This is a genomic window from Sphingopyxis sp. MG (assembly GCF_002953155.1).
GTDB lineage: Bacteria > Pseudomonadota > Alphaproteobacteria > Sphingomonadales > Sphingomonadaceae > Sphingopyxis > Sphingopyxis granuli.
In genome coordinates this window covers 1,124,927-1,143,039 of the sequence record NZ_CP026381.1, presented here as the reverse complement: position 1 = coordinate 1,143,039, position 18,113 = coordinate 1,124,927, and the positions used below count along the sequence as shown (strand labels likewise).

The 18,113-nt window shown below is 67.4% G+C and carries 17 protein-coding genes; 7 read left to right on the top strand and 10 right to left on the bottom strand.

The window, feature by feature from the left end; genetic code table 11:
* Nucleotides 1-2 precede the first annotated feature (2 nt).
* From C3E99_RS05215 to C3E99_RS05200, 4 genes are all read right to left on the bottom strand, one after another.
* Nucleotides 3-1,544, bottom strand: coding sequence for an XrtA system polysaccharide chain length determinant (locus C3E99_RS05215; protein ID WP_067111588.1), 1,542 nt, complete (start codon nt 1,542-1,544; stop codon nt 3-5).
* Between the two features lie 48 nt (nt 1,545-1,592).
* Nucleotides 1,593-2,246: an XrtA/PEP-CTERM system exopolysaccharide export protein gene (locus C3E99_RS05210; RefSeq protein WP_067111617.1), complete on the bottom strand. Its 654-nt coding sequence runs from the start codon at nt 2,244-2,246 to the stop codon at nt 1,593-1,595.
* A gap of 182 nt (nt 2,247-2,428) precedes the next feature.
* Entirely contained in the window at nt 2,429-3,658 is a 1,230-nt protein-coding gene (locus C3E99_RS05205) for a pyridoxal-dependent decarboxylase, exosortase A system-associated (RefSeq protein WP_076075907.1), read from the bottom strand.
* Nucleotides 3,655-5,187, bottom strand: coding sequence for an acyl-CoA ligase (AMP-forming), exosortase A system-associated (locus C3E99_RS05200; protein ID WP_076075910.1), 1,533 nt, complete (start codon nt 5,185-5,187; stop codon nt 3,655-3,657). Before C3E99_RS05200 ends, C3E99_RS05205 begins: the two co-directional genes overlap by 4 nt.
* A gap of 35 nt (nt 5,188-5,222) precedes the next feature.
* Here C3E99_RS05200 and C3E99_RS05195 point away from each other — a divergent pair, with 35 nt between their 5' ends.
* The 4 genes from C3E99_RS05195 to C3E99_RS05180 are packed head-to-tail and all read left to right on the top strand — an operon-like array spanning nt 5,223 to nt 7,962.
* Nucleotides 5,223-6,218, top strand: coding sequence for a GNAT family N-acetyltransferase (locus C3E99_RS05195; protein ID WP_076075912.1), 996 nt, complete (start codon nt 5,223-5,225; stop codon nt 6,216-6,218).
* Nucleotides 6,219-6,229: 11 nt separating this feature from the next.
* Nucleotides 6,230-6,493 carry an acyl carrier protein gene (locus tag C3E99_RS05190; RefSeq protein ID WP_234002610.1) on the top strand — a complete coding sequence of 88 codons (264 nt, stop codon included), beginning with the start codon at nt 6,230-6,232 and terminating at the stop codon, nt 6,491-6,493.
* 15 nt (nt 6,494-6,508) lie between these two features.
* A complete protein-coding gene (locus C3E99_RS05185) occupies nt 6,509-7,183 on the top strand; it encodes a hypothetical protein (RefSeq protein ID WP_067111604.1) in 675 nt (224 codons plus the stop codon).
* Nucleotides 7,168-7,962 (top strand): hydrolase 1, exosortase A system-associated, encoded by a 795-nt coding sequence (locus C3E99_RS05180; protein WP_067111607.1) that lies wholly within the window; start codon nt 7,168-7,170, stop codon nt 7,960-7,962. Before C3E99_RS05185 ends, C3E99_RS05180 begins: the two co-directional genes overlap by 16 nt.
* Nucleotides 7,963-8,221: 259 nt before the next feature.
* Here C3E99_RS05180 and trxB read toward each other — a convergent pair whose 3' ends face one another.
* Nucleotides 8,222-9,187 carry a thioredoxin-disulfide reductase gene (gene trxB, locus C3E99_RS05175; RefSeq protein WP_067112046.1) on the bottom strand — a complete coding sequence of 322 codons (966 nt, stop codon included), beginning with the start codon at nt 9,185-9,187 and terminating at the stop codon, nt 8,222-8,224.
* Nucleotides 9,188-9,314: 127 nt separating this feature from the next.
* Here trxB and C3E99_RS05170 point away from each other — a divergent pair, with 127 nt between their 5' ends.
* Complete coding sequence (locus C3E99_RS05170; RefSeq protein WP_076075918.1) at nt 9,315-9,941, top strand: class I SAM-dependent methyltransferase; 627 nt, start codon at nt 9,315-9,317, stop codon at nt 9,939-9,941.
* A gap of 97 nt (nt 9,942-10,038) precedes the next feature.
* On the opposite strand, the gene C3E99_RS05165 is transcribed toward C3E99_RS05170, so the two are convergent.
* The 5 genes from C3E99_RS05165 to C3E99_RS05145 all read right to left on the bottom strand — a co-directional run bounded on the left by C3E99_RS05165 (nt 10,039) and on the right by C3E99_RS05145 (nt 15,653).
* Nucleotides 10,039-10,716: a TrmH family RNA methyltransferase gene (locus C3E99_RS05165; protein WP_234002609.1), complete on the bottom strand. Its 678-nt coding sequence runs from the start codon at nt 10,714-10,716 to the stop codon at nt 10,039-10,041.
* 87 nt (nt 10,717-10,803) lie between these two features.
* Nucleotides 10,804-11,532: an oxygen-dependent tRNA uridine(34) hydroxylase TrhO gene (gene trhO, locus C3E99_RS05160; protein WP_104959488.1), complete on the bottom strand. Its 729-nt coding sequence runs from the start codon at nt 11,530-11,532 to the stop codon at nt 10,804-10,806.
* 39 nt (nt 11,533-11,571) lie between these two features.
* The gene (locus C3E99_RS05155; protein WP_067112040.1) at nt 11,572-12,192 is read right to left on the bottom strand and encodes a DJ-1/PfpI family protein; all 621 of its coding nucleotides are present in this window, start codon (nt 12,190-12,192) and stop codon (nt 11,572-11,574) included.
* Nucleotides 12,193-12,280: 88 nt separating this feature from the next.
* Nucleotides 12,281-14,374 carry a malate synthase G gene (locus tag C3E99_RS05150; protein WP_104959487.1) on the bottom strand — a complete coding sequence of 698 codons (2,094 nt, stop codon included), beginning with the start codon at nt 14,372-14,374 and terminating at the stop codon, nt 12,281-12,283.
* 136 nt (nt 14,375-14,510) lie between these two features.
* Nucleotides 14,511-15,653, bottom strand: coding sequence for a GGDEF domain-containing protein (locus C3E99_RS05145; RefSeq protein ID WP_234002608.1), 1,143 nt, complete (start codon nt 15,651-15,653; stop codon nt 14,511-14,513).
* A 222-nt stretch (nt 15,654-15,875) separates the two neighbouring features.
* Here C3E99_RS05145 and C3E99_RS05140 point away from each other — a divergent pair, with 222 nt between their 5' ends.
* Both C3E99_RS05140 and C3E99_RS05135 read left to right on the top strand, forming a co-directional pair.
* Nucleotides 15,876-17,084, top strand: coding sequence for a hydrolase (locus C3E99_RS05140; protein ID WP_076075929.1), 1,209 nt, complete (start codon nt 15,876-15,878; stop codon nt 17,082-17,084).
* On the top strand, nt 17,081-18,082 hold the full coding sequence (locus tag C3E99_RS05135) for an arginine N-succinyltransferase (protein ID WP_076075932.1): 1,002 nt from the start codon (nt 17,081-17,083) through the stop codon (nt 18,080-18,082). Before C3E99_RS05140 ends, C3E99_RS05135 begins: the two co-directional genes overlap by 4 nt.
* The last annotated feature ends 31 nt before the right edge of the window (nt 18,083-18,113 follow it).

Below are 18,113 nucleotides of genomic sequence, written 5' to 3'. Positions count from 1 at the left end.
GCTCACGCGACCATGCCGCGCTGGACGAACTCGGCGACGAGCAGCAGGGCGTAGAGGCCGACGAGCGCGCCCGCCCCGCCCGCGAGCCACATCAATCGCTTGCGTCGTTCGACATGCCGTTCGGGCGTCACCACCTCGGTGATCGAGCCGATCACCGGCAGTCCGCTTGCGCGTTCGAGCTTGCCCGCCGTCGCGTAGCTGGTGCGGACCTGCGCGAGGCCAAAGGCCACGCCGATGCCGCCGGCAAGACCCGCGAGCAGGACGCCGGTCAGGAACAGCGGGCGATTGGGCGCGGCGGGGCTGGTCGGCTTGGTCGGCGGATCGAGCAGCTCGACGCGGATCGCGTCGGTTTCCGTCTGCACGTCGCCGCGGAGGCGCACCTGCTCGCGCTGCCCGAGCAGCTTGTCATATTGTGCCTTGAGCGCGGTATACTCGCCGTTGATCCGGTCATATTCCGCCGCGATGCCGGGATTCTGGATCTGCTGCGACGTGATCCTGGCGATATCGGCGGTCAGTTGCGCCTTGCGCGCGCTCAGCGCGCTGACGGTGGCCTGCCGCTCGGCACGCATGGCGGCGAGCGAACCATAAGCCGGGTTCTGCGCGTTGCCGGCGCTTCCGCCGCTGCCTTCGCGATCCGCCTGCGCCTTCAGCGAGGCGATCTGGCTCTTGAGCGCGACGACGTCGGGGTGCGCATCGGTCAGCCCGCGCGCGCGCATCGCCGACAGTTCGGCCTGCGCGCCCGCCAGCTGCTGGCGCGCGACGCCGCCGCCGGTGGCACCGAGACCCGGCACGTTGATCGTCGCCGGGGTCGAGGCGAGCTGGCCGTTGGTCGCGGCAAGCGCAGCCTGCGCGGCAACGAGCTGCGTGTCGATCTGACCAAGTTCGGCGCGCGCCGCTTCGACGCGCTGCGCGGGCGAGCCGGCGCCGGCGGGAATCAGCCCGATGTTCTGCGCCTCGAAGGCCGCGCGCCGACCCTCGACCTCGCGCAGCGCCTTTTCCCGGTCGGCGATCTGCGAATCGAGGAATTTCAGCCCCTCGCGCGCGTTCATGCGCCCGCCGCGCAACTGGTCGTCACGGAAAACGGTTATCAGGCTGTCGAGTACCCCCGAAGCCAGCTTGGCATTGTCGGCATCCGACAGGCTGCCGACGGCGACGCTCGACGTGATCTCAAAGATATTATCCTGTTGCGGAACGATCTTGATGCTCTTCTGCAACATGCCGACCGCCCCGGCCCGCTCGCGCTCGCCCGCGCCGACGGGCAGCAAGCCCGTCGTCACCGCGACCTTTTCGAGGTTGCGCGCGCTGGTCAGCGTCTCGCGAATCTGATCGATCCGCTGACGGCCGCCGAAACCGGCGGTCGTATCGTCGGGCAGGATCTGGTTGATGTCGACGAGCAGGCGCGCCCGCGAATCGTAGCGATTCGGGATCGAGGCGATCGCGAGCCAGCCGAGGATGCAGATACCCCAGGCGACGCCCAGCACCAGCCACCGGCGTGTCCAGACGCTGTGCAGCGCCAACCGCAGTTCGTCATATAGACCATTCATCGCCGGGGTTCAGTCCTTCGGATCGGGGGGCAGGGTCGGCCGTCCATGTCAGAACATGCTTTCGGGAATGATGATGACGTCGCCCGGCTGAAGCTTCACATTGGCCTTGATGTCGCCGCGCTTGATCAGATCGTTGAGGCGCAGCGCATATTCGTGCTGCTTGCCGCTTCCCTTATCGTAGCGCACGAGCCGCGCCTTGTTGCCCGCGGCATATTCGCCGAGACCGCCGACGGCGATCATCGCGTCGAGCACGGTCATGTTGGCGCGATAGGGAATCGACGCCGGCTTCTCCGTCGCGCCGACGATGCGCACCTGCTGCGAGAAGGTGCTGTTGAAGCTGGTGACGATGACGCTGACGATCGGGTCGGTGATATATTGGCCGAGCGCCAGCTTGATGTCCTGCTGAAGCATCGTCGGCGTCTTGCCGACCGCGGGCATGTCGGTGATCAGCGGCGTCGTGATCCGCCCGTCGGGACGCACCTGGACCTTGCCGCCGAGTTCCGGATTGCGCCACACGAAAATCTGCAGTTCGTCGAGCGGCCCGATGATATATTCCTCGCCCGGCCCTTCCTGGTTCGCGACGAAATTGGCGCTCGGCAATTGCGGCGCGGTTCCGGCGCTCATGCAGCCGGTCAGCGCGGTCGCGGCGATGCCGGAAACCAGCGCGGCGCGGGCGGCGCGGAGCGAGGGGAAGGATCGCATGTTCATATCACCTTTCGCATAGCCGGGCGCCCTCGCGGGCCCGGAAACGCGCCGGAACCCGCAATGACATCCATTGCGTCGGGGTCAGCCATGCTCGAAAAGGGTGAACATACCGTTAGTATTGGGGTAGGTTCGCGCCGCGCTTGTCGCAAACTGTCCCTGTTCGGAACAGAAATCGCCGTCTAGACGAGCATTTCGCGCGCCGGTCCCTGGCCGAGAAAAGCTGCCGGGCTCGCCGTGGCGCCATAGGCGCCCGCCTGAAAAAGCGCAACAAGATCGCCGACTTGTGCCGCGGGTAGCGCAACCTGATCGCCCAGCCGATCGAGCGGCGTGCACAGACAGCCCACTACCGACACCGTCTCGGCCGGCTCGCCGCCGAAGCGGTTGGCAAGCGCGATCGGATAGTTGCGCCGGATCACGGTGCCGAAATTGCCGCTTGCCGCCAGTTGATGGTGGAGTCCGCCATCGGTGACGAGGAAGGTTTCGCCGTGGCTGACCTTGCGATCGACGATCCGCGTCAGGTAGACGCCGGCTTCGGCGACGAGCCAGCGGCCAAGTTCCATCGCGAAGCGGCTGGTCGCCAGCACCGGATCGCGCGCCGCCAGCGTATCGGCGAGTGCGGCGCCGACCGCCACAGCATCCACCGCGGTATCGCCGGGAAAATAGGGCACGCCCATACCGCCGCCGATGTTGACGAGCGGCGGCGGCGCACCGACGTCGTTCGCCAGCCGCGCCGCGAGCGCCACCGTCTGCCCCTGCGTCTCCGCGATGGCGGCGGCGTCCAGCGCCTGCGATCCGGCGAAAATGTGGAAACCCCGCCAATCGGCACCGGCGTCGATCAGCCGCCGCACCAGCGCCGGGACCTCCGCCGCATCGACGCCGAACGGCTTGGCGCCGCCGCCCATCTTCATCCCCGATCCCTTGAGGTCGAAGTCGGGATTGACCCGCACCGCCAGCCGCGGCGTGATGCCGAGCCGCGCGGCGACAGCGAGCGCGCGGGTCGCCTCGCCCGCCGATTCGAGGTTGAGCGTCGCGCCCGCCGCGATCGCCGCTTCCAGTTCGCGGTCGCGCTTGCCGGGTCCGGCAAAGCTGATGTGTTCGGCCGCCATGCCGCTCGCCAGCGCGGCCCGCAATTCGCCGCCCGAGGCGACGTCGAACCCGTCGACCCGCTCCGCCATGAAGGCGAGCAATGGCGGATAGGGGTTCGCCTTCATGGCATAGTGAAGCTGCACCGTTTCGGGAAATGCGGCGCGCCATTCGGCGATCCGCGCCGCCAGCAGCGCGCCGACATAGACGAACAGCGGCGTGTCGCCCGCAGCATCGGCAAGCCGGTCCGCGCGCGCGCCCCCGATCAGCAGCATGCCGTCGGCGTCGGCGGCGAAGCCGGGCGGGATCGGGCCGTGCGGCTTCATGCCGCCACCTGCCGCGTCCAGTCCGCAGCGATCGCGACGCGGTCGAGCTTGCCGTTGGGATTGCGCGGCAGAGTGTCGCGCCACTCGATCGTCTGCGGCTGCATGAAGTTGGGCAGCGTCTGGCGCAGCCACGCCGCCAGCCCGTCACGATCCGCATCGCCCCCCCTGCCGCGCACGATCAGCACGATCGCGGCGCCGAGCCGCGCATCGGGGATGCCGAAAGCGACCGCCTCGTAAACAAGGCCGGAGGCGACGGCCGCATCCTCGACCTCGGTGGGGCTGACGCGATTGCCCGCAGTCTTGATCATCGCATCGTCGCGGCCAACGAAGGTCAGCAGGCCCTCGGCATCGCGGCGCACGGTGTCGCCCGACCAGACCGCGATGCCGCCATGGCGCGAGGCCGGCGGTGCGGGGCGAAAACGCTCTGCGGTGCGTTCGGCGTCGCGCCAGTAACCCTGCGCGACGAGCGGTCCGCAATGCACCAGTTCGCCCGGCTCGTCGTCGTCGGTCACGCTGCCGTCGGGGCGGCACACCAGGATTTCGGCATGGGGGATCGCGCGGCCCATCGAGGTCGGATGCGACGCCACGAGCGCCGGGTCGAGCCAGGTCGACCGGAACGCCTCGGTCAGTCCGTACATCGGGTAGATGGCGGCATTCGGAAAGGTGTCGCGCATCGCATCGATGAGCGTCGGGGTCAGCGCGCCGCCGCTGTTGGTCAGGCGGCGCAGCAGGGCGGCAGTATCGGCGGGCCAGTCGCTTTCGACGAGTTGCACCCACAGCGGCGGCACCCCCGCCAGCGTCGTTGCGCGGTATCGCGCCACGGCCTTCACCACGTCGCGCGGGGTCAGATAGTCGAGCGGCGCGACCGCCCCGCCCGCGTACCAGGTCGAAAGAAGCTGGTTCTGGCCATAGTCGAAGCTGAGCGGCAGCACCGCAAGCACGCGGTCGTCGGGCGCGATCTTCAGATAGGAGGCGACGCTCTCTGCCCCCAGCCACAGGTTGGCGTGGCTCAGCATCACGCCCTTGGGACGCCCGGTCGATCCGCTGGTGTAGAGGATCGCGGCCAGTTCGTCCGTTCCGGCCCGCGAGGGCGGCAGCGCCGGCCCGTCCGAATCGATCGCCGTTTCGGCGGCCTTCAGATCCTCGAACGCGCAATCCGCCGGCCGGCCGTCGCCGAGCATGTCGGCGCGCGGCGCGTTGGTGACGAGCAGCGTCGCACCGCTGTCGGCCAGTATATGCGCGACCTGCGGTCCCTTGAGCAGCGGGTTGACGGGCACATGGATCAGCCCGGCGCGCGCCGCGGCGAGCGGCATCAGGCAGATCGCCCGCGTCTTCGCGCCCCAGCTTGCGACGCGCTCGCCCGGACCGCCCGCGCGCTCGCGCAGCCAGGCGGCCAGCCGCCCGACCCCGGCATCGAAGTCGGCGAAGGACAGGACGCGCTCGCCGATCAGCAGCGCGGGCGCGTCGGGAACGCCGCGCAGCGCGAGATGGTCGATCGGATGCGACGGAGGATTTTCGATCTTGGTCATCGGCTGTTAGGAGACGGGTGATAGAGCGCGCGACCATGCAAGGGAACGGTGAACATCCCGCTAATGATGCGAAACGCCCCCCGGCGCGGGGCGCTGGCTTCGCCTCGCCCTTCGACCGCGAAGAGTGGTTCGATCTGCTCGCGGCGCATGGCTTTGCCGGTGCGGGACGCCATGACGCGCGCGGCACGGCCGGCGACACGCACGCCCTCCTGCCCCTGCGCATCGAACGGCCGGGCCATTATGCCGGGCTGACCAACTGGTACAGCTTCGCGATCCGGCCGCTCTACACCGGCGATGGCGACCGCCCGGCGGCGCTCGCGGACCTGTTCGCGGCGCTGCGCCGGCGCGCCGTGCGGCTGACCCTCTACCCCGTTCCCGATGCCGAACAGGAGGCCGTCGCCTCCGCGTTGCGCTCGGCGGGCTGGTGGGTGAAGGCCGGCCCGAAAGGCGACCGGCACTGGCTCGACCTGTCGGGTCTCGATCATGACGGCTGGTGGGAGAGCCGCCCCGGCGCGCTGCGCAGCACCGTCCGGCGCAAGGCGAAGAAGGGCGTGGTCGACATCGAACTGTTCACCGCCTTCGACGCCGACGCGTGGGCGGCCTATGAAGCGATATACGCCGCGAGCTGGAAGCCGGAGGAAGGCGACCCCGCGCTGCTGCGCGCCTTTGCCGAGGCCGAAAGCGCGCGCGGTACCTTTCGCATGGGGCTCGCGCGCATCGAGGGCGCGCCGGTCGCCGCGCAATATTGGACCGTCGAGGACGGCACTGCCTTCATCCACAAGCTCGCGCATGTCGAGGACAGCCTGAAAGCGTCGCCGGGGACCTTGCTGTCGGCGGCGCTGTTCCGCCACGTCATCGAAGTCGACCGCGTGTGCCGGGTCGATTTCGGCACCGGCAACGACGCCTACAAGCGCGACTGGATGAACCGGCACGAACCGCTGTGGCATATCGAGGCTTTCAATCCGGCGCGCATCGCGGCATGGGGACCGGGACTCAAGGCTTTTGCGCGTTCGGTCCTCGGGCGCGAATGAGGATCAGGATCGTGACCGAACCCGTCGATACCCAACTTCGCGCCCTGCTCGCCGACATCCTCGGCCTGGGCGAAGAGCGCGCCGCCGCGCTAACCGCCGACAGCGGCCTGTTCGGCGAACTGCCCGAATTCGATTCGATGGCGGTCGCGACCGTCCTCACCGAGATGGAAGATCGCCTCGGCATCCTGATCGACGACGACGAGATCGACGGCGAGATATTCGAAACCTATGGCCACCTGCTCGCCTTTGCCGAGCGCAAGGTTCGAGGTTCATAGGATAGGCGGGGGCGCATGGACGGTCATCGGCTGCGCATAGACCCCGCCGGAACGCCGCGCGCGACCGTCCTGTTCGTCCCGCCGCTATTCGAGGAAGCGAACCGCACGCGCCGCACGCTGGTGCTGGCGATGCGCGCGCTGGCGGCCGACGGATTCGCCGCGCTGCTGCCCGACCTGCCCGGACAGAATGAAAGCCTGACCCCGCTCGTCGAGGTCGATCTGGCGCGCTGGATCGAAGCGCTGGCCGCGGTCGCAGAGCGAATCGACGGCCCGCTGATCGTCGCGTCGCTGCGCGGCGGCTGCCTGGTCGATCATCGCGCCAAGGCCGCGGCCCATTGGCGGCTGGCCCCGGTCGCCGGCGCGTCACTGCTCCGCACGCTGCTGCGCGCGCGCGTCAGTGCCGACCGCGAGGCTGGAAAATCCTCGTCGCTCGAAAACCTGCAAGCCGAAGCGCGCAATGCCCCGCTGCTGCTCGCAGGCAATCTGCTGTCGCCCGCGATGATCGCCCAGCTTGGCGGCGCCGAGGTCCAGGCGGTCGCGCCGTTGCGCAGCCTCACACTCGGCAGCGGCGATGGCGCGCTGCCGGGCACGCCATTGTGGCTGCGCGCCGAGCCGGGCGAGGATGCCGCGATGGCGCACGCGATCGCCGCCGACATCGCGGCCTGGGGGGCGGCATGCGGCATCAGCTGAGTTTTGCCTGCGAGGGTGCGGCGCTTGCTGCGACGCTCGACGACGCGCCGGGAACGAGCGGGCTGCTGATCGTGTCGGGCGGCAACGAAATCCGCAGCGGCGCGCATCGCGGCATGGCGATACTCGCGCGGCGGATTGCCGACGCCGGTCATCCGGTCTTTCGCTTCGACCGCCGCGGCATCGGCGACAGCGAGGACGATAACGGCGGCTTCGAGTCGAGCGCCCCCGACATCGCCGCCGCCATCGCCGCCTTTCGCACCGCGGCGCCGCAGGTCGCGCGGATCGTCGCCTTCGGCAATTGCGACGCGGCGAGCGCGCTGCTGCTCCATCAGCCGCTGCCGCTCGACGCGCTGATCCTTGCCAACCCGTGGACCTATGATGCGGAAGCCGACGACGAAGCGGACGCCGAACCGGCGCTGCCGCCGGCGGCGGCGATCCGGGCGCGCTATCTGTCGCGGCTGAAAGACCCCAAAAGCCTGCTCAGGCTGGTGAAGGGCGAGATCGATCTTCGCAAGCTGGCGCGCGGCCTGTCGGCGCTCGGCAGGCGGAAGCCGGAAACGGCTCCCGACAGCCTTGCCGCGCGGCTCGACAAGGCGATGGCGGCGCTTCCCTGCCCCGCCACGATCCTGCTCGCCACGGGCGACCGGACGGCACAGGCATTTGCGGAGAATTGCAGGCCGGACGCGCTGCCGGTCGAACGGCTCGACAGCGCATCACACAGCTTTGCGGGTGCGGATGGCGACTGGCTGGCGACACGGATATTGGAAAGACTGGGCTGACGTCCGGTTCGGGACAAGGAACTGCCCGTTCCAAAATCGTCATGCTGAACTCGTTTCAGCTTCCATGGCCAGCGTCGACAGGTAACCGTTCCCCGGCAAAAGCCGGGGTCCAGCTACGTGCGCCTGCCTCGCATGGACCCCGGCTTTCGCCGGGGATCACCAACGTCCCTGTCTCAGGGGTATAAACACCAGACAAGTTCAGGGTGCCGACGAAATCTGAATGTCAGCTTTGACCGAAGCCTCTCCGTTCGGGCTCCGTTTACGCATCCACCGTGGCGCGATACTCCGCCTCGGCAAGGAAGCGTTCGGCGTCGAGGGCGGCCATGCAGCCCATGCCTGCCGCGGTCACCGCCTGGCGGTAGACCTTGTCGGTCACGTCGCCCGCCGCGAAGACGCCGGGAACGGCGGTCAGCGAGGTGCCGGGCGTCACCTGCAGATAGCCGTCATCGTCGAGCGGCAGCTTGCCGACGAACAATTCGGTCGAGGGTTTGTGCCCGATCGCGACGAAGCCGCCGTCGGTGGGCTCGTGGCTCGCTTCGCCGGTGACGGTGTCGATCAGGTCGACACCGACCAGCCCCGCGGCGCCTTCGCCCGCGACGAAGCGATCGACCTTCTTGTTCCAGATGACCTTGATCTTCGGATTGGCGAGCAGCCGGTCCTGCAATATCTTTTCGGCGCGCAGCGAATCGCGACGGTGGATCAGCGTCACGTCGTCGCTGTGGTTGGTGAGGTAGAGCGCCTCCTCGACCGCGGTATTGCCGCCGCCGATCACCACCACTTTCTTGCCGCGATAGAAGAAGCCGTCGCACGTCGCGCAGGCCGACACGCCCTTGCCGCCCAGTTCCTGCTCGCCGGGAACTCCCAGCCATTTCGCCTGCGCGCCGGTCGCGATCACCAGCGTTTCGGCGACATAGACGTCGCCGCCGTCACCGATGAGCCGGAAGGGGCGTTGCGACAGGTCGACGTCGACGATCGTGTCCCAGATCATGCTGGTCCCGACATGGACCGCCTGCGCGGTCATCTGTTCCATCAGCCAGGGGCCCTGAATCACCTCGGCGAAACCGGGATAATTTTCGACGTCGGTGGTGATGGTCAACTGGCCGCCGGGCTGGAGCCCCTGGACCACGATCGGCTGCATCCCGGCACGCGCGGCATAGATGGCGGCCGACAGGCCCGCCGGACCCGAGCCGAGGATGAGCATCTTGGTGTGGTGAGTGGTGGGCATGATCGTCCTGTTGCTGCGTGATCGATGAGCGTTTCGACCGTCTCTTCGACAATCGAACCGCCCGGTCAGATGGGTGTTGCCAAGCGCGCTAGCAAGGGACAGGCTGCGCGCCAAGGGGAGAGAGACAATGGCTAGCTGGTGGGACCGTCACGCCGTACCGCGCCTGATCCGCTGCGCCTGTTCGCAGGGTCAGATCATGAAGGCGCGCAGCAAGGTCGTCCCGAACGCGTCGGGCGACGTGCTGGAACTCGGCTGCGGTGGCGGCATCAACATGGAATTCTATGATTGGAGCCGGGTCTCCAGCTTCACGGGCCTCGACCCGTCGCCCGAGCTGCTCGCCATGAGCCGCGCCGCGGCGCAGGAGCGCGGGATCGAGGCGACGATCGCGGGCGGGGTCGGCGAGGCGATGCCCTTCGACAGCGGACGCTTCGACACCGTCGTCACCACCTTCACCCTGTGCTCGGTCGCTGATCAGGCGGCGGTACTGGCGGAGATTCGCCGGGTTCTGAAACCCGGTGGCACCGCGCTGTTCCTCGAACATGGCGGCGCACCCGACGCGGGGGTCGCGAAATGGCAGCGGCGGATCGAGCCGGTGTGGAAGCGCATCGGCGGCAATTGCCACCTGACGCGGCCGATTTCCGACGCCTATGCCAAGGCCGGCTTTGCGGTCGATCGACAGGCCGCGCACTATATGCCCAAGACCCCGCGCCCGTTCGGCTGGATCGAATATGGCGCGGCGCGTGCGGTGGGGTGAGGTAAGGATTGACGGAAAGGGACGTTGCCCGGCCTCGCGACCATTCATGGAGCCGGAAGGCCGGCCACGGCAAAATTCTTCCAGAGCCGCGGCCCGATCAAGCCGTCGGATCGGCAGCTTCGTCAGCCAGCACCAGAGGCATGACCGTGGGAAGAGGGGTGCCTCGTTCCCCTTTGAACCGGCTTCGTCGATAGCGACTTTGATACTCGCGCCTCTGTTTCGTCACCTCGTAAAGGACGATGCCAGAACTGGTTCCAAGGTTGAGGCTCTCTATCATGCCGAACATCGGGATCGCGATGCACATCTCGCTACGCTCTACCGCGATGTCGCTGATCCCACGTTTTTCATTACCGAACCACACGGCGAGCTTGGTATGCCGGGTGTAATCGCCTTCATGAAGATAAACGCTTTTCTTTCCCTTTACTTGGGGCGAGGTCGCAACTGAAACAAAGCCCTGCTTTTCCAGGTGATCGAGGCATTCGGCCGTGCTGTCGAAGCGTTTGACGAAAGTCCATTTGACGGCAGACACCGAAGTCTGGGAGAGCGACTTACGCGAGCGCATGTCCTGCCAATCCTCCGGAAGGGCTTTGCGCGGATCGACGATATAGACTTTTTCGACGCCAAGCGCGTTCACATTGCGAATGACGGTCCCGATATTCCGGATGTCGGACGGGCTTTCGATAACGGCGATCAGATTCTTGCAGCGGAAGGATTTTATGGCATCCGCCCGTTCACGAACCGACGGCTTCGACTTGCTTAGCTCGATCATTTCCATCTAAACAACCTAACATGGTCGAAAGAGGCTGCAAGGATTGACCTGAAGCCGTGTCCCGCACATGTCCACGCCAAATCGCGCGCATCTCTACGCCTTCTCCCCCATCTCCACCAGCCCGTGGCCGACGCCGACGCGCTCGTCGAAGACGAAGCAGTTTCCGTGCCAGCGGCTCTCCGCCTCGGGCACCTGTTCGAGATAGGCGAGGATGCCGCCCTTCAGATGGACCACGTCGGCGACGCCCTCGCGCTTCAGGAAGGCGGTCGATTTCTCGCAGCGAATCCCGCCGGTGCAGAACATCGCGACGCGCTTGCCCGCGAAGCGATCGGCATTGGCGCGCCACCAGTCGGGAAAATCGCCGAAACTGCGGGTGCGCGGGTTGATCGCGCCGTCGAAACTGCCGTAGCCGACCTCGAAATCGTTGCGCGTGTCGATCAGCACCGTGTCGGGATCGTCGACCAGCGCGTTCCAGTCGGCGGGATCGACATAGGCGCCGACCTCGCGCGCCGGGTCGATTCCCGGCACCTTCATCGTCACGATTTCCTTTTTCAGCCGGACCTTGAGGCGCCCGAAGGGCATCGCCGCCGCCATCGAATATTTGACGTCGAGGTCAGCGCAGCCGGGAAGCGCGCGGATATGCGCGACGACCGCGGCGATACCGGTTTCGCTGCCCGCGATCGTCCCGTTGATGCCTTCGCGCGCCAGCAGCAGCGTGCCCATGACCCCATTGGCGGCGCAAAGCTCCAGCAAGGGCTGGCGCAACGCGGCGGGATCGTCGAACGGCGCGAAGCGATAGAGGGCGGCGACGGTGAAGCTCATGGCCGACGCCCATAGCCGCGCGGCCAGGCGATTTGAAGATCAGGCGGCCGCGACGACACCATGCCGCAGAAAAGGCCGGACAGCCGCCATCGCGCGCTCGACATAAAGCGCCTTCTCGCCGACCGGCGCGACATAGTGGAGCGCCTCCTCCGCTGCGGCTTCGTCCGCAAGGCGCGCGATGACCCACGCAGCGAGATATTGCGAGGCGAGACAGCCGCCCGCGGTCGCGACATTGCCGTGCGCGACGAAGGGCGCGTCGAGTACCTCTACCCCCGCCTCGATCACCCAGGGCTTCGTCGTCAGGTCGGTGCAGGCGGGAAGATCGCCGATCAGTCCCAGCTTCGCGAGCAGCAATGTCCCCGAGCATTGCGCGCCGACAAGCTGGCGTGCCGGATCGAGCCGGATCCGGTCGAGGATCGCCGGATCGGCCGCGATTTCGCGCGTGCGGACGCCGCTGCCGACGATGACGGCATCGGCCTCTTCAGCATATTCCAGCGGCTTCTGCCGGTCGATCGCGACGCCGTTCATCGAGGTCACGCGCGCCGTCGGTGCCGTAATATGCGCCGCCCATCCCTGTCCGCGTAGCCGGTTGAGGATCGCGGCGGCGATGAACGAATCCAGTTCGTTGAAGCCGTCGAACGTCAGCACCGCGATCTGCATGGGAAACTCCATCGAATGAATGAGACGGAAGCCCTACAGGACTCACCCCCACATTCAAATCTTCGTCACCCTGAAGGTCAACGCTGCGCTACGCCGCCTTCTTCGCCTGCCGGAAGCTGTGCAGCAGCGGCTCGGTATAGCCCGACGGCTGGACCGTGCCCTCGAAGATCAGCGCCCGCGCCGCGCGCCAGGCGATGCCGTCGGGCGTCAGCGTTTCGTAGAGCGGGTCGCCGGCATTCTGCGCGTCGACCTTCTTTGCCATGCGCGCGAGCGCGGCATCGACCTGATCGGCGGTGCAGACGCCGTGGAGCAGCCAGTTGGCGATCGCCTGGCTGCTGATCCGCAGCGTCGCGCGATCCTCCATCAGGCCGACGTCGTCGATGTCGGGCACCTTCGAGCAGCCGACGCCCTGGTCGATCCAGCGCACGACATAGCCGAGGATGCCCTGGCAATTATTGTCGAGCTCGCGCGTCACCTCCGCCTCGCTCCAGTTGCGGCCGGTGGCGACGGGAATGGCGAGCAGGCGGTCGAGCGGCGGCACCGCCTCGCCCGCGATCTCCTTCTGACGCGCGAACACGTCGACGGCGTGATAGTGGAGCGCGTGGAGCGTCGCGGCGGTCGGCGACGGCACCCAGGCGGTGTTCGCGCCCGACTTCGGATGGCCGATCTTCGCCTCCAGCATCGCCTTCATCATGTCGGGCATCGCCCACATGCCCTTGCCGATCTGCGCCTTACCCGACAGGCCGCAGGCGAGGCCGATGCGGACGTTGCGATCCTCGTAGGCGGCGATCCAGTCGCTCGCCTTCATCTCCCCCTTCGGGATCATCGGGCCGGCGTGCATCGAGGTGTGGATCTCGTCCCCGGTGCGGTCGAGGAAGCCGGTGTTGATGAAGACGATGCGATCCTTCACCGCTTCGATGCAGGCGGCAAGATTGGCGCTGGTGCGGCGCTCCTCGTCCATCACCCCGACCTTCACGCTGTGGCGCGCGAGACCGAGCATGTCCTCGACCGCGTCGAACAGGCGGTCGGTGAAGGCACATTCCTCCGGCCCATGCTGCTTGGGCTTGACGATATAGACGCTGCCCGCGCGGCTGTTGCGCAGCGTGCCGAGCTGCTTGAGGTCGTGCAGCGCGCACAGGCTGGTGATCACCGCGTCGCAAATCCCCTCCGGCGCCTCGCCGCCGCCCGGCAGGCGGATCATCGGGGTGGTCATCAGATGACCGACGTTGCGCACAAACAGGACCGCGCGGCCATGCAGCGTGAAGGCGGTGCCGTCGGGCGCGGTCCATTCGCGGTCGGGCGCCATCGCGCGGGTGACGGTCCGGCCGCCCTTGTCGAAGCTTTCGACGAGGTCGCCGCGCATCAGGCCGAGCCAGTTGGCATAGCCGAGCACCTTGTCCTCGCCATCGACCGCGGCGACCGAATCCTCGAGGTCGATGATCGTCGTCAGCGCGGCCTCGATCACCACGTCGGCGATTCCCGCCGGGTCGGTGCGACCGATCGGGCTGGCGGGGTCGATCACCAGTTCGATGTGCAGACCGTTGTGCCGCAGCAGGATGCCGCCGTCGCGCGTGCCGACAAGCTGCGCGGGGTCGGCGAGTTGCGGTTCCCCGCCCTGCCAGTCGGCCCACGAACCGGCGGCGAGCGGCACGGCTTCGTCAAGGAAGGCCTTGGCGCGCGCGATCACCGCCGCGCCGCGCTCAGGGTCGTAGCCGCCGGGCTTCGCCGCCGGCGCGTCGAGCGCGTCGGTGCCATAAAGGGCGTCGTAGAGGCTGCCCCAGCGCGCATTGGCAGCGTTCAGCGCGAAACGCGCGTTGAGCGCGGGAACGACGAGTTGCGGGCCGGCCATGGTCGCGATCTCGGGATCGACATTCGCGGTGCCGACCTGAAATGGCGCTGGCTCCGGAACGAGATAGCCGATCTCGCGCAGGAATGCCTGATAGGCGGCGGGATCGTGCGCTTCGCCCTTGCGGGCGTCGTGCCAGGCATCGATCTTCGCCTGCAAATCCTCGCGCCTGGCGAGCAGCGCGGCATTCTCGGGCGCGAACCGGCCGAGCAGCGCCGCGAAATCGGCCCAGAAGCGATCGGGATCGAGCCCCGTTCCCGGCAGCGCCCGGGTTTCGAGAAAATCGGCCAGACGCGAATCGACGGAAAGGCCGTGGCGATCGAGAAAATCAGTCATGCAAGCACCCTTTGGTCGGCGCGAACGCGCCAGTGGACCCGGGGAGGAAAGGGCCGCCGCCCTATGGCGCGAATGGCGGGGCTTGGCAATGGGGCGGTGGGTCGAAAGAAAAGGGATGGGAGGGTGCCGACGCCGGTCAGGCGGCGCCGCGCACCGGCGTCGGCGGCAGATCGCCCAGCGCAACGCAGACCCGGTTCCTACCGCCCGACTTTGCCCGGTAAAGCGCCGTGTCGGCGCGATGGAGCAGGTCGGGCAAAGTCTCCGGCGGCATCCATTGGGCAACGCCGAAGGACGCGCTGAAACGGCGGTCGACGCCGAGCACGGGCAATTCCGCCGACGCAAAGGCGGCGCGCACCGCCTCGGCATAGAGGCGCCCGTCGGACAGCAGCGCGGCAGGCAGCAGCACGGCGAACTCCTCGCCCCCGACGCGGCCGACGATTGCTTCGGATGGAGCGGCTTCGGTCAGCATCGCGGCGAAGTGCGCGATCACGCCATCGCCCGCGGCATGGCCGAAACTGTCGTTGATCTGCTTGAAATGGTCGAGGTCGGCTGCAATCAGCGCCGCTTTGCCCTCCCGCGCAAGCGCCGCTTCGGCATGGCGTTCGAAACCGCGGCGGTTGAAGACGCCCGATAGCGGATCGGTTTCCGAGCGGGCGATCATCTCGGCCGTCGTGTCGCGCATGGTCACCAGCAGCATGACGAGACCGGTCGCGATCAGCACCACGACGCTGCCGCTTTGCGAGATCGCGGCATAAGTCGTCGCCATATAATCCTGCGGCGTGCGGGCCGTCCCCACCAACATCGCGAACAGCGGCTTGAGCAGGTAAAGGGTCGCCCCGACCGCCTGCAACACGACGAGCAGCAGATCGAGCGGTTGCCGGCGCCCCGAGCGCCAGATCATGATGCCGAAGAGCGCTTGCATGGCGAAATAGGGAAGCTGGTAGAGCACCAGCCGCGACAGCGAGCCATAGGTCATGCTGAAGACGACCGGCACCAACAGGACCGTGACAATCCAGATCGCGGCCATCGCGGTCCACGGCGGCTCGACGCGGTAATGGCGCGCGACCCCGATCAGCGCGAAGCTGAGCGCGGAAAGGAAAACGAGGAAGATGGCGATGCTGACCGGCACCGGATCGGCCTGTTGCCGGAGCAGGAATTCGAGGCCGGCGTTGACGATTCCGACGCCGCAACCGAGCGCCAGCCACCATGCGCCGCACGCGCTCCGGTTCGTCGCCGCGACAACGGTGAAGGCCACGGCAAAGATGCCCGCAACGGCCATGTTTATGCCAAGCACGAAAGCAGCTGTCATCGACCCACTCACCATTGGTCCGCACCGCGTAGCGAGGCGGCCACCAAATTTTGGTTAATGGCACGATCGGCAGTCGGCTTCCCTGGAGGCTCTACTGGCAGGATTATTGGGCATCAGTGACTTACGGTATCGTGCCGACAAAATGCCAGGCTGGGGGTGCAAAAGCCCCCCGCCCCCCGCTATAGGCATGCAATGATCGCCCTTACTGCGAGCGAAATCGCGACGCTCGAACGCGCCGCCGATGCCCCGATGCTGGCCGCGGTCGAGGCGTGGGCGGCGGTGAACAGCGGTACCGGCAATCTGGCGGGGCTGAAGACGATCGCGGGGATGCTCGCCGACGCCTTTGCCGTCCTGCCGGGCACGGTGCGGCTGGTCGAGCCCGATCCTGTCGAAAGCCTCGACGCGGCGGGGCAGGTCCAGACGATCGTGCGCGGCGATCATCTCCATGTCCGCGTGCGCCCCGACGCGCCGGTGCAACTGCTGCTGACCGGCCATATGGACACGGTGTTTCCGGCCGATCACCCGTTCCAGTCACTGACATGGCGCGAACCCGGCGTGTTGAACGGTCCCGGCACCGCCGACATGAAGGGCGGAATCGCGGTGATCCTCGCGGCGCTGACCGCGCTCGAAGCGTCGCCGCTCGCCCCGCGCATCGGCTATGACGTGATGATCAACAGCGACGAGGAAACGGGAAGCCACGCCTCGGCCGCGCTGATCGCCGAACTGGCGAAGGGCAAGGCGGCGGCGCTCACCTATGAGCCCGCGCTTCCCGACGGGACGCTCGCCGGCGCACGGCCGGGCAGCGGTAATTTTTCGGTGTCGATCCACGGCCGTTCGGCGCACGCCGGGCGCAACCCCGAGGAGGGACGCAACGCGCTGATCGCCGCGGCAGACCTCGCACTCCGGCTGAACGCGCTGAAATCGCCCGATCTCAAGGTCAACCCCGCGAAGATCGACGGCGGCGGACCGAATAACGTCGTTCCCGATCAGGCGATCCTGCGCGTCAACATGCGCCCTGCGACCCCCGATGCGATGGCGGCGGCCGAAGCGGCGCTGCGCGATGCCATGGCAGCGGTGGCGCGGGAGCATGACGTGCATTGCCACCTTCATGGCGGTTTCAACCGGCCGCCCAAGCCGCTCGACGAGCCGGCAACGCGGCTGTTCGAACTGGTGCGCGATTGCGGCGCGCTGCTGGGGATCGCCATCGACTGGAAGGCGACGGGCGGCGTGTGCGACGGCAACAATATCGCCGCCTGCGGAGTGCCCGTGGTCGACACGATGGGGCCGCGCGGGGGCGCCATCCATTCGGCCGACGAATTTCTGATCGTCGACAGTTTGCCCGAACGCGCGCGGCTGTCGGCGCTGACCATGCTCAGACTGGCGGAACGGGGGACAGCGTGAATTATCTGATCCGGGCGGCAAAGCCGGGCGACCTGCAGAGCATCTATGAAATGGCGAAGCTGACGGGCGGCGGCTTCACCAACCTGCCCCCCGACCGGCAGGCGCTACGGTCCAAGCTCGAACGCGCCGAGGCGAGTTTCGCGCGCGAGGAGGATGCGCCGGGCGACGAACTCTATCTGATGGTGCTAGAAGAGGTCGAAACCGGCGAGGTGCGCGGCACCTGCCAGATTTTCGCGCAGGTCGGGCAGCACTGGCCCTTCTATTCCTATCGCATCGGCACCGACAGCAAGCATAGCGAGCAATTGGGCCGCACCTTTCACGCGCAGGTGCTGATGCTGAGCAACGACCTGCACGGCGCGAGCGAGGTCGGCGGACTGTTCCTGCACCCCGCGGCGCGCGCGGGCGGGCTCGGCCTGCTGCTCGCGCGGTCGCGCTATCTGTTCATCGCGCGGCATCGCGCGCGTTTCGCCGATCGCATCCTCGCCGAATTGCGCGGGGTGATCGACGAAGCGGGCGGCTCGCCCTTCTGGGACGGAGTCGCGGGCAAATTCTTCGGGATGAGCTTTCAGGAGGCGGACCAGTTCAACGCCGTTCACGGCAACCAGTTCATTGCCGACCTGATGCCCAAGCATCCGGTCTATATAGCGATGCTGCCCGACAGCGCGCGATCGGTGATCGGCGTCCCGCATCCCAGCGGCCGCGCCGCGATGCGGATGCTGGAGAATGAAGGCTTCGCTTTCGAAAATTATATCGACATCTTCGACGGCGGCCCGACGATGACCGCGCGCACCGATCAGGTCGCGAGCATCCGGAACGCGCGGCATGTCGAGGTGACGGGAATTGCGGAGAGCGGCGAGGACGCGCTGATCGCGACCGGCCGCCTCGCCGATTTCCGCTGCTGCTTCGGACAGGTCGGTGCGGATGGGACGATCGATGCGAAAAGCGCGGGGCTGCTGGGCATCGGCAAAGGCGCCGAGATCAGCTGGATCGGGCGGTAGTAGGAAACTGCATCCCTCCCCTGAAGGGGAG

Coding starts and splice junctions, on each gene's coding strand:
- C3E99_RS05165 (WP_234002609.1), bottom strand. CDS start 10,716: ATGGAAATGATCGAGCTAAGCAAGTCGAAGCCGTCGGTTCGTGAACGG.
- C3E99_RS05210 (WP_067111617.1), bottom strand. CDS start 2,246: ATGCGATCCTTCCCCTCGCTCCGCGCCGCCCGCGCCGCGCTGGTTTCC.
- C3E99_RS05195 (WP_076075912.1), top strand. CDS start 5,223: ATGCAAGGGAACGGTGAACATCCCGCTAATGATGCGAAACGCCCCCCG.
- C3E99_RS05185 (WP_067111604.1), top strand. CDS start 6,509: ATGGACGGTCATCGGCTGCGCATAGACCCCGCCGGAACGCCGCGCGCG.
- C3E99_RS05200 (WP_076075910.1), bottom strand. CDS start 5,187: ATGACCAAGATCGAAAATCCTCCGTCGCATCCGATCGACCATCTCGCG.
- C3E99_RS05205 (WP_076075907.1), bottom strand. CDS start 3,658: ATGAAGCCGCACGGCCCGATCCCGCCCGGCTTCGCCGCCGACGCCGAC.
- C3E99_RS05155 (WP_067112040.1), bottom strand. CDS start 12,192: ATGCAGATCGCGGTGCTGACGTTCGACGGCTTCAACGAACTGGATTCG.
- C3E99_RS05150 (WP_104959487.1), bottom strand. CDS start 14,374: ATGACTGATTTTCTCGATCGCCACGGCCTTTCCGTCGATTCGCGTCTG.
- trxB (WP_067112046.1), bottom strand. CDS start 9,187: ATGCCCACCACTCACCACACCAAGATGCTCATCCTCGGCTCGGGTCCG.
- C3E99_RS05145 (WP_234002608.1), bottom strand. CDS start 15,653: ATGGCCGTTGCGGGCATCTTTGCCGTGGCCTTCACCGTTGTCGCGGCG.
- C3E99_RS05170 (WP_076075918.1), top strand. CDS start 9,315: ATGGCTAGCTGGTGGGACCGTCACGCCGTACCGCGCCTGATCCGCTGC.
- C3E99_RS05140 (WP_076075929.1), top strand. CDS start 15,876: ATGATCGCCCTTACTGCGAGCGAAATCGCGACGCTCGAACGCGCCGCC.
- C3E99_RS05180 (WP_067111607.1), top strand. CDS start 7,168: ATGCGGCATCAGCTGAGTTTTGCCTGCGAGGGTGCGGCGCTTGCTGCG.
- trhO (WP_104959488.1), bottom strand. CDS start 11,532: ATGAGCTTCACCGTCGCCGCCCTCTATCGCTTCGCGCCGTTCGACGAT.
- C3E99_RS05215 (WP_067111588.1), bottom strand. CDS start 1,544: ATGAATGGTCTATATGACGAACTGCGGTTGGCGCTGCACAGCGTCTGG.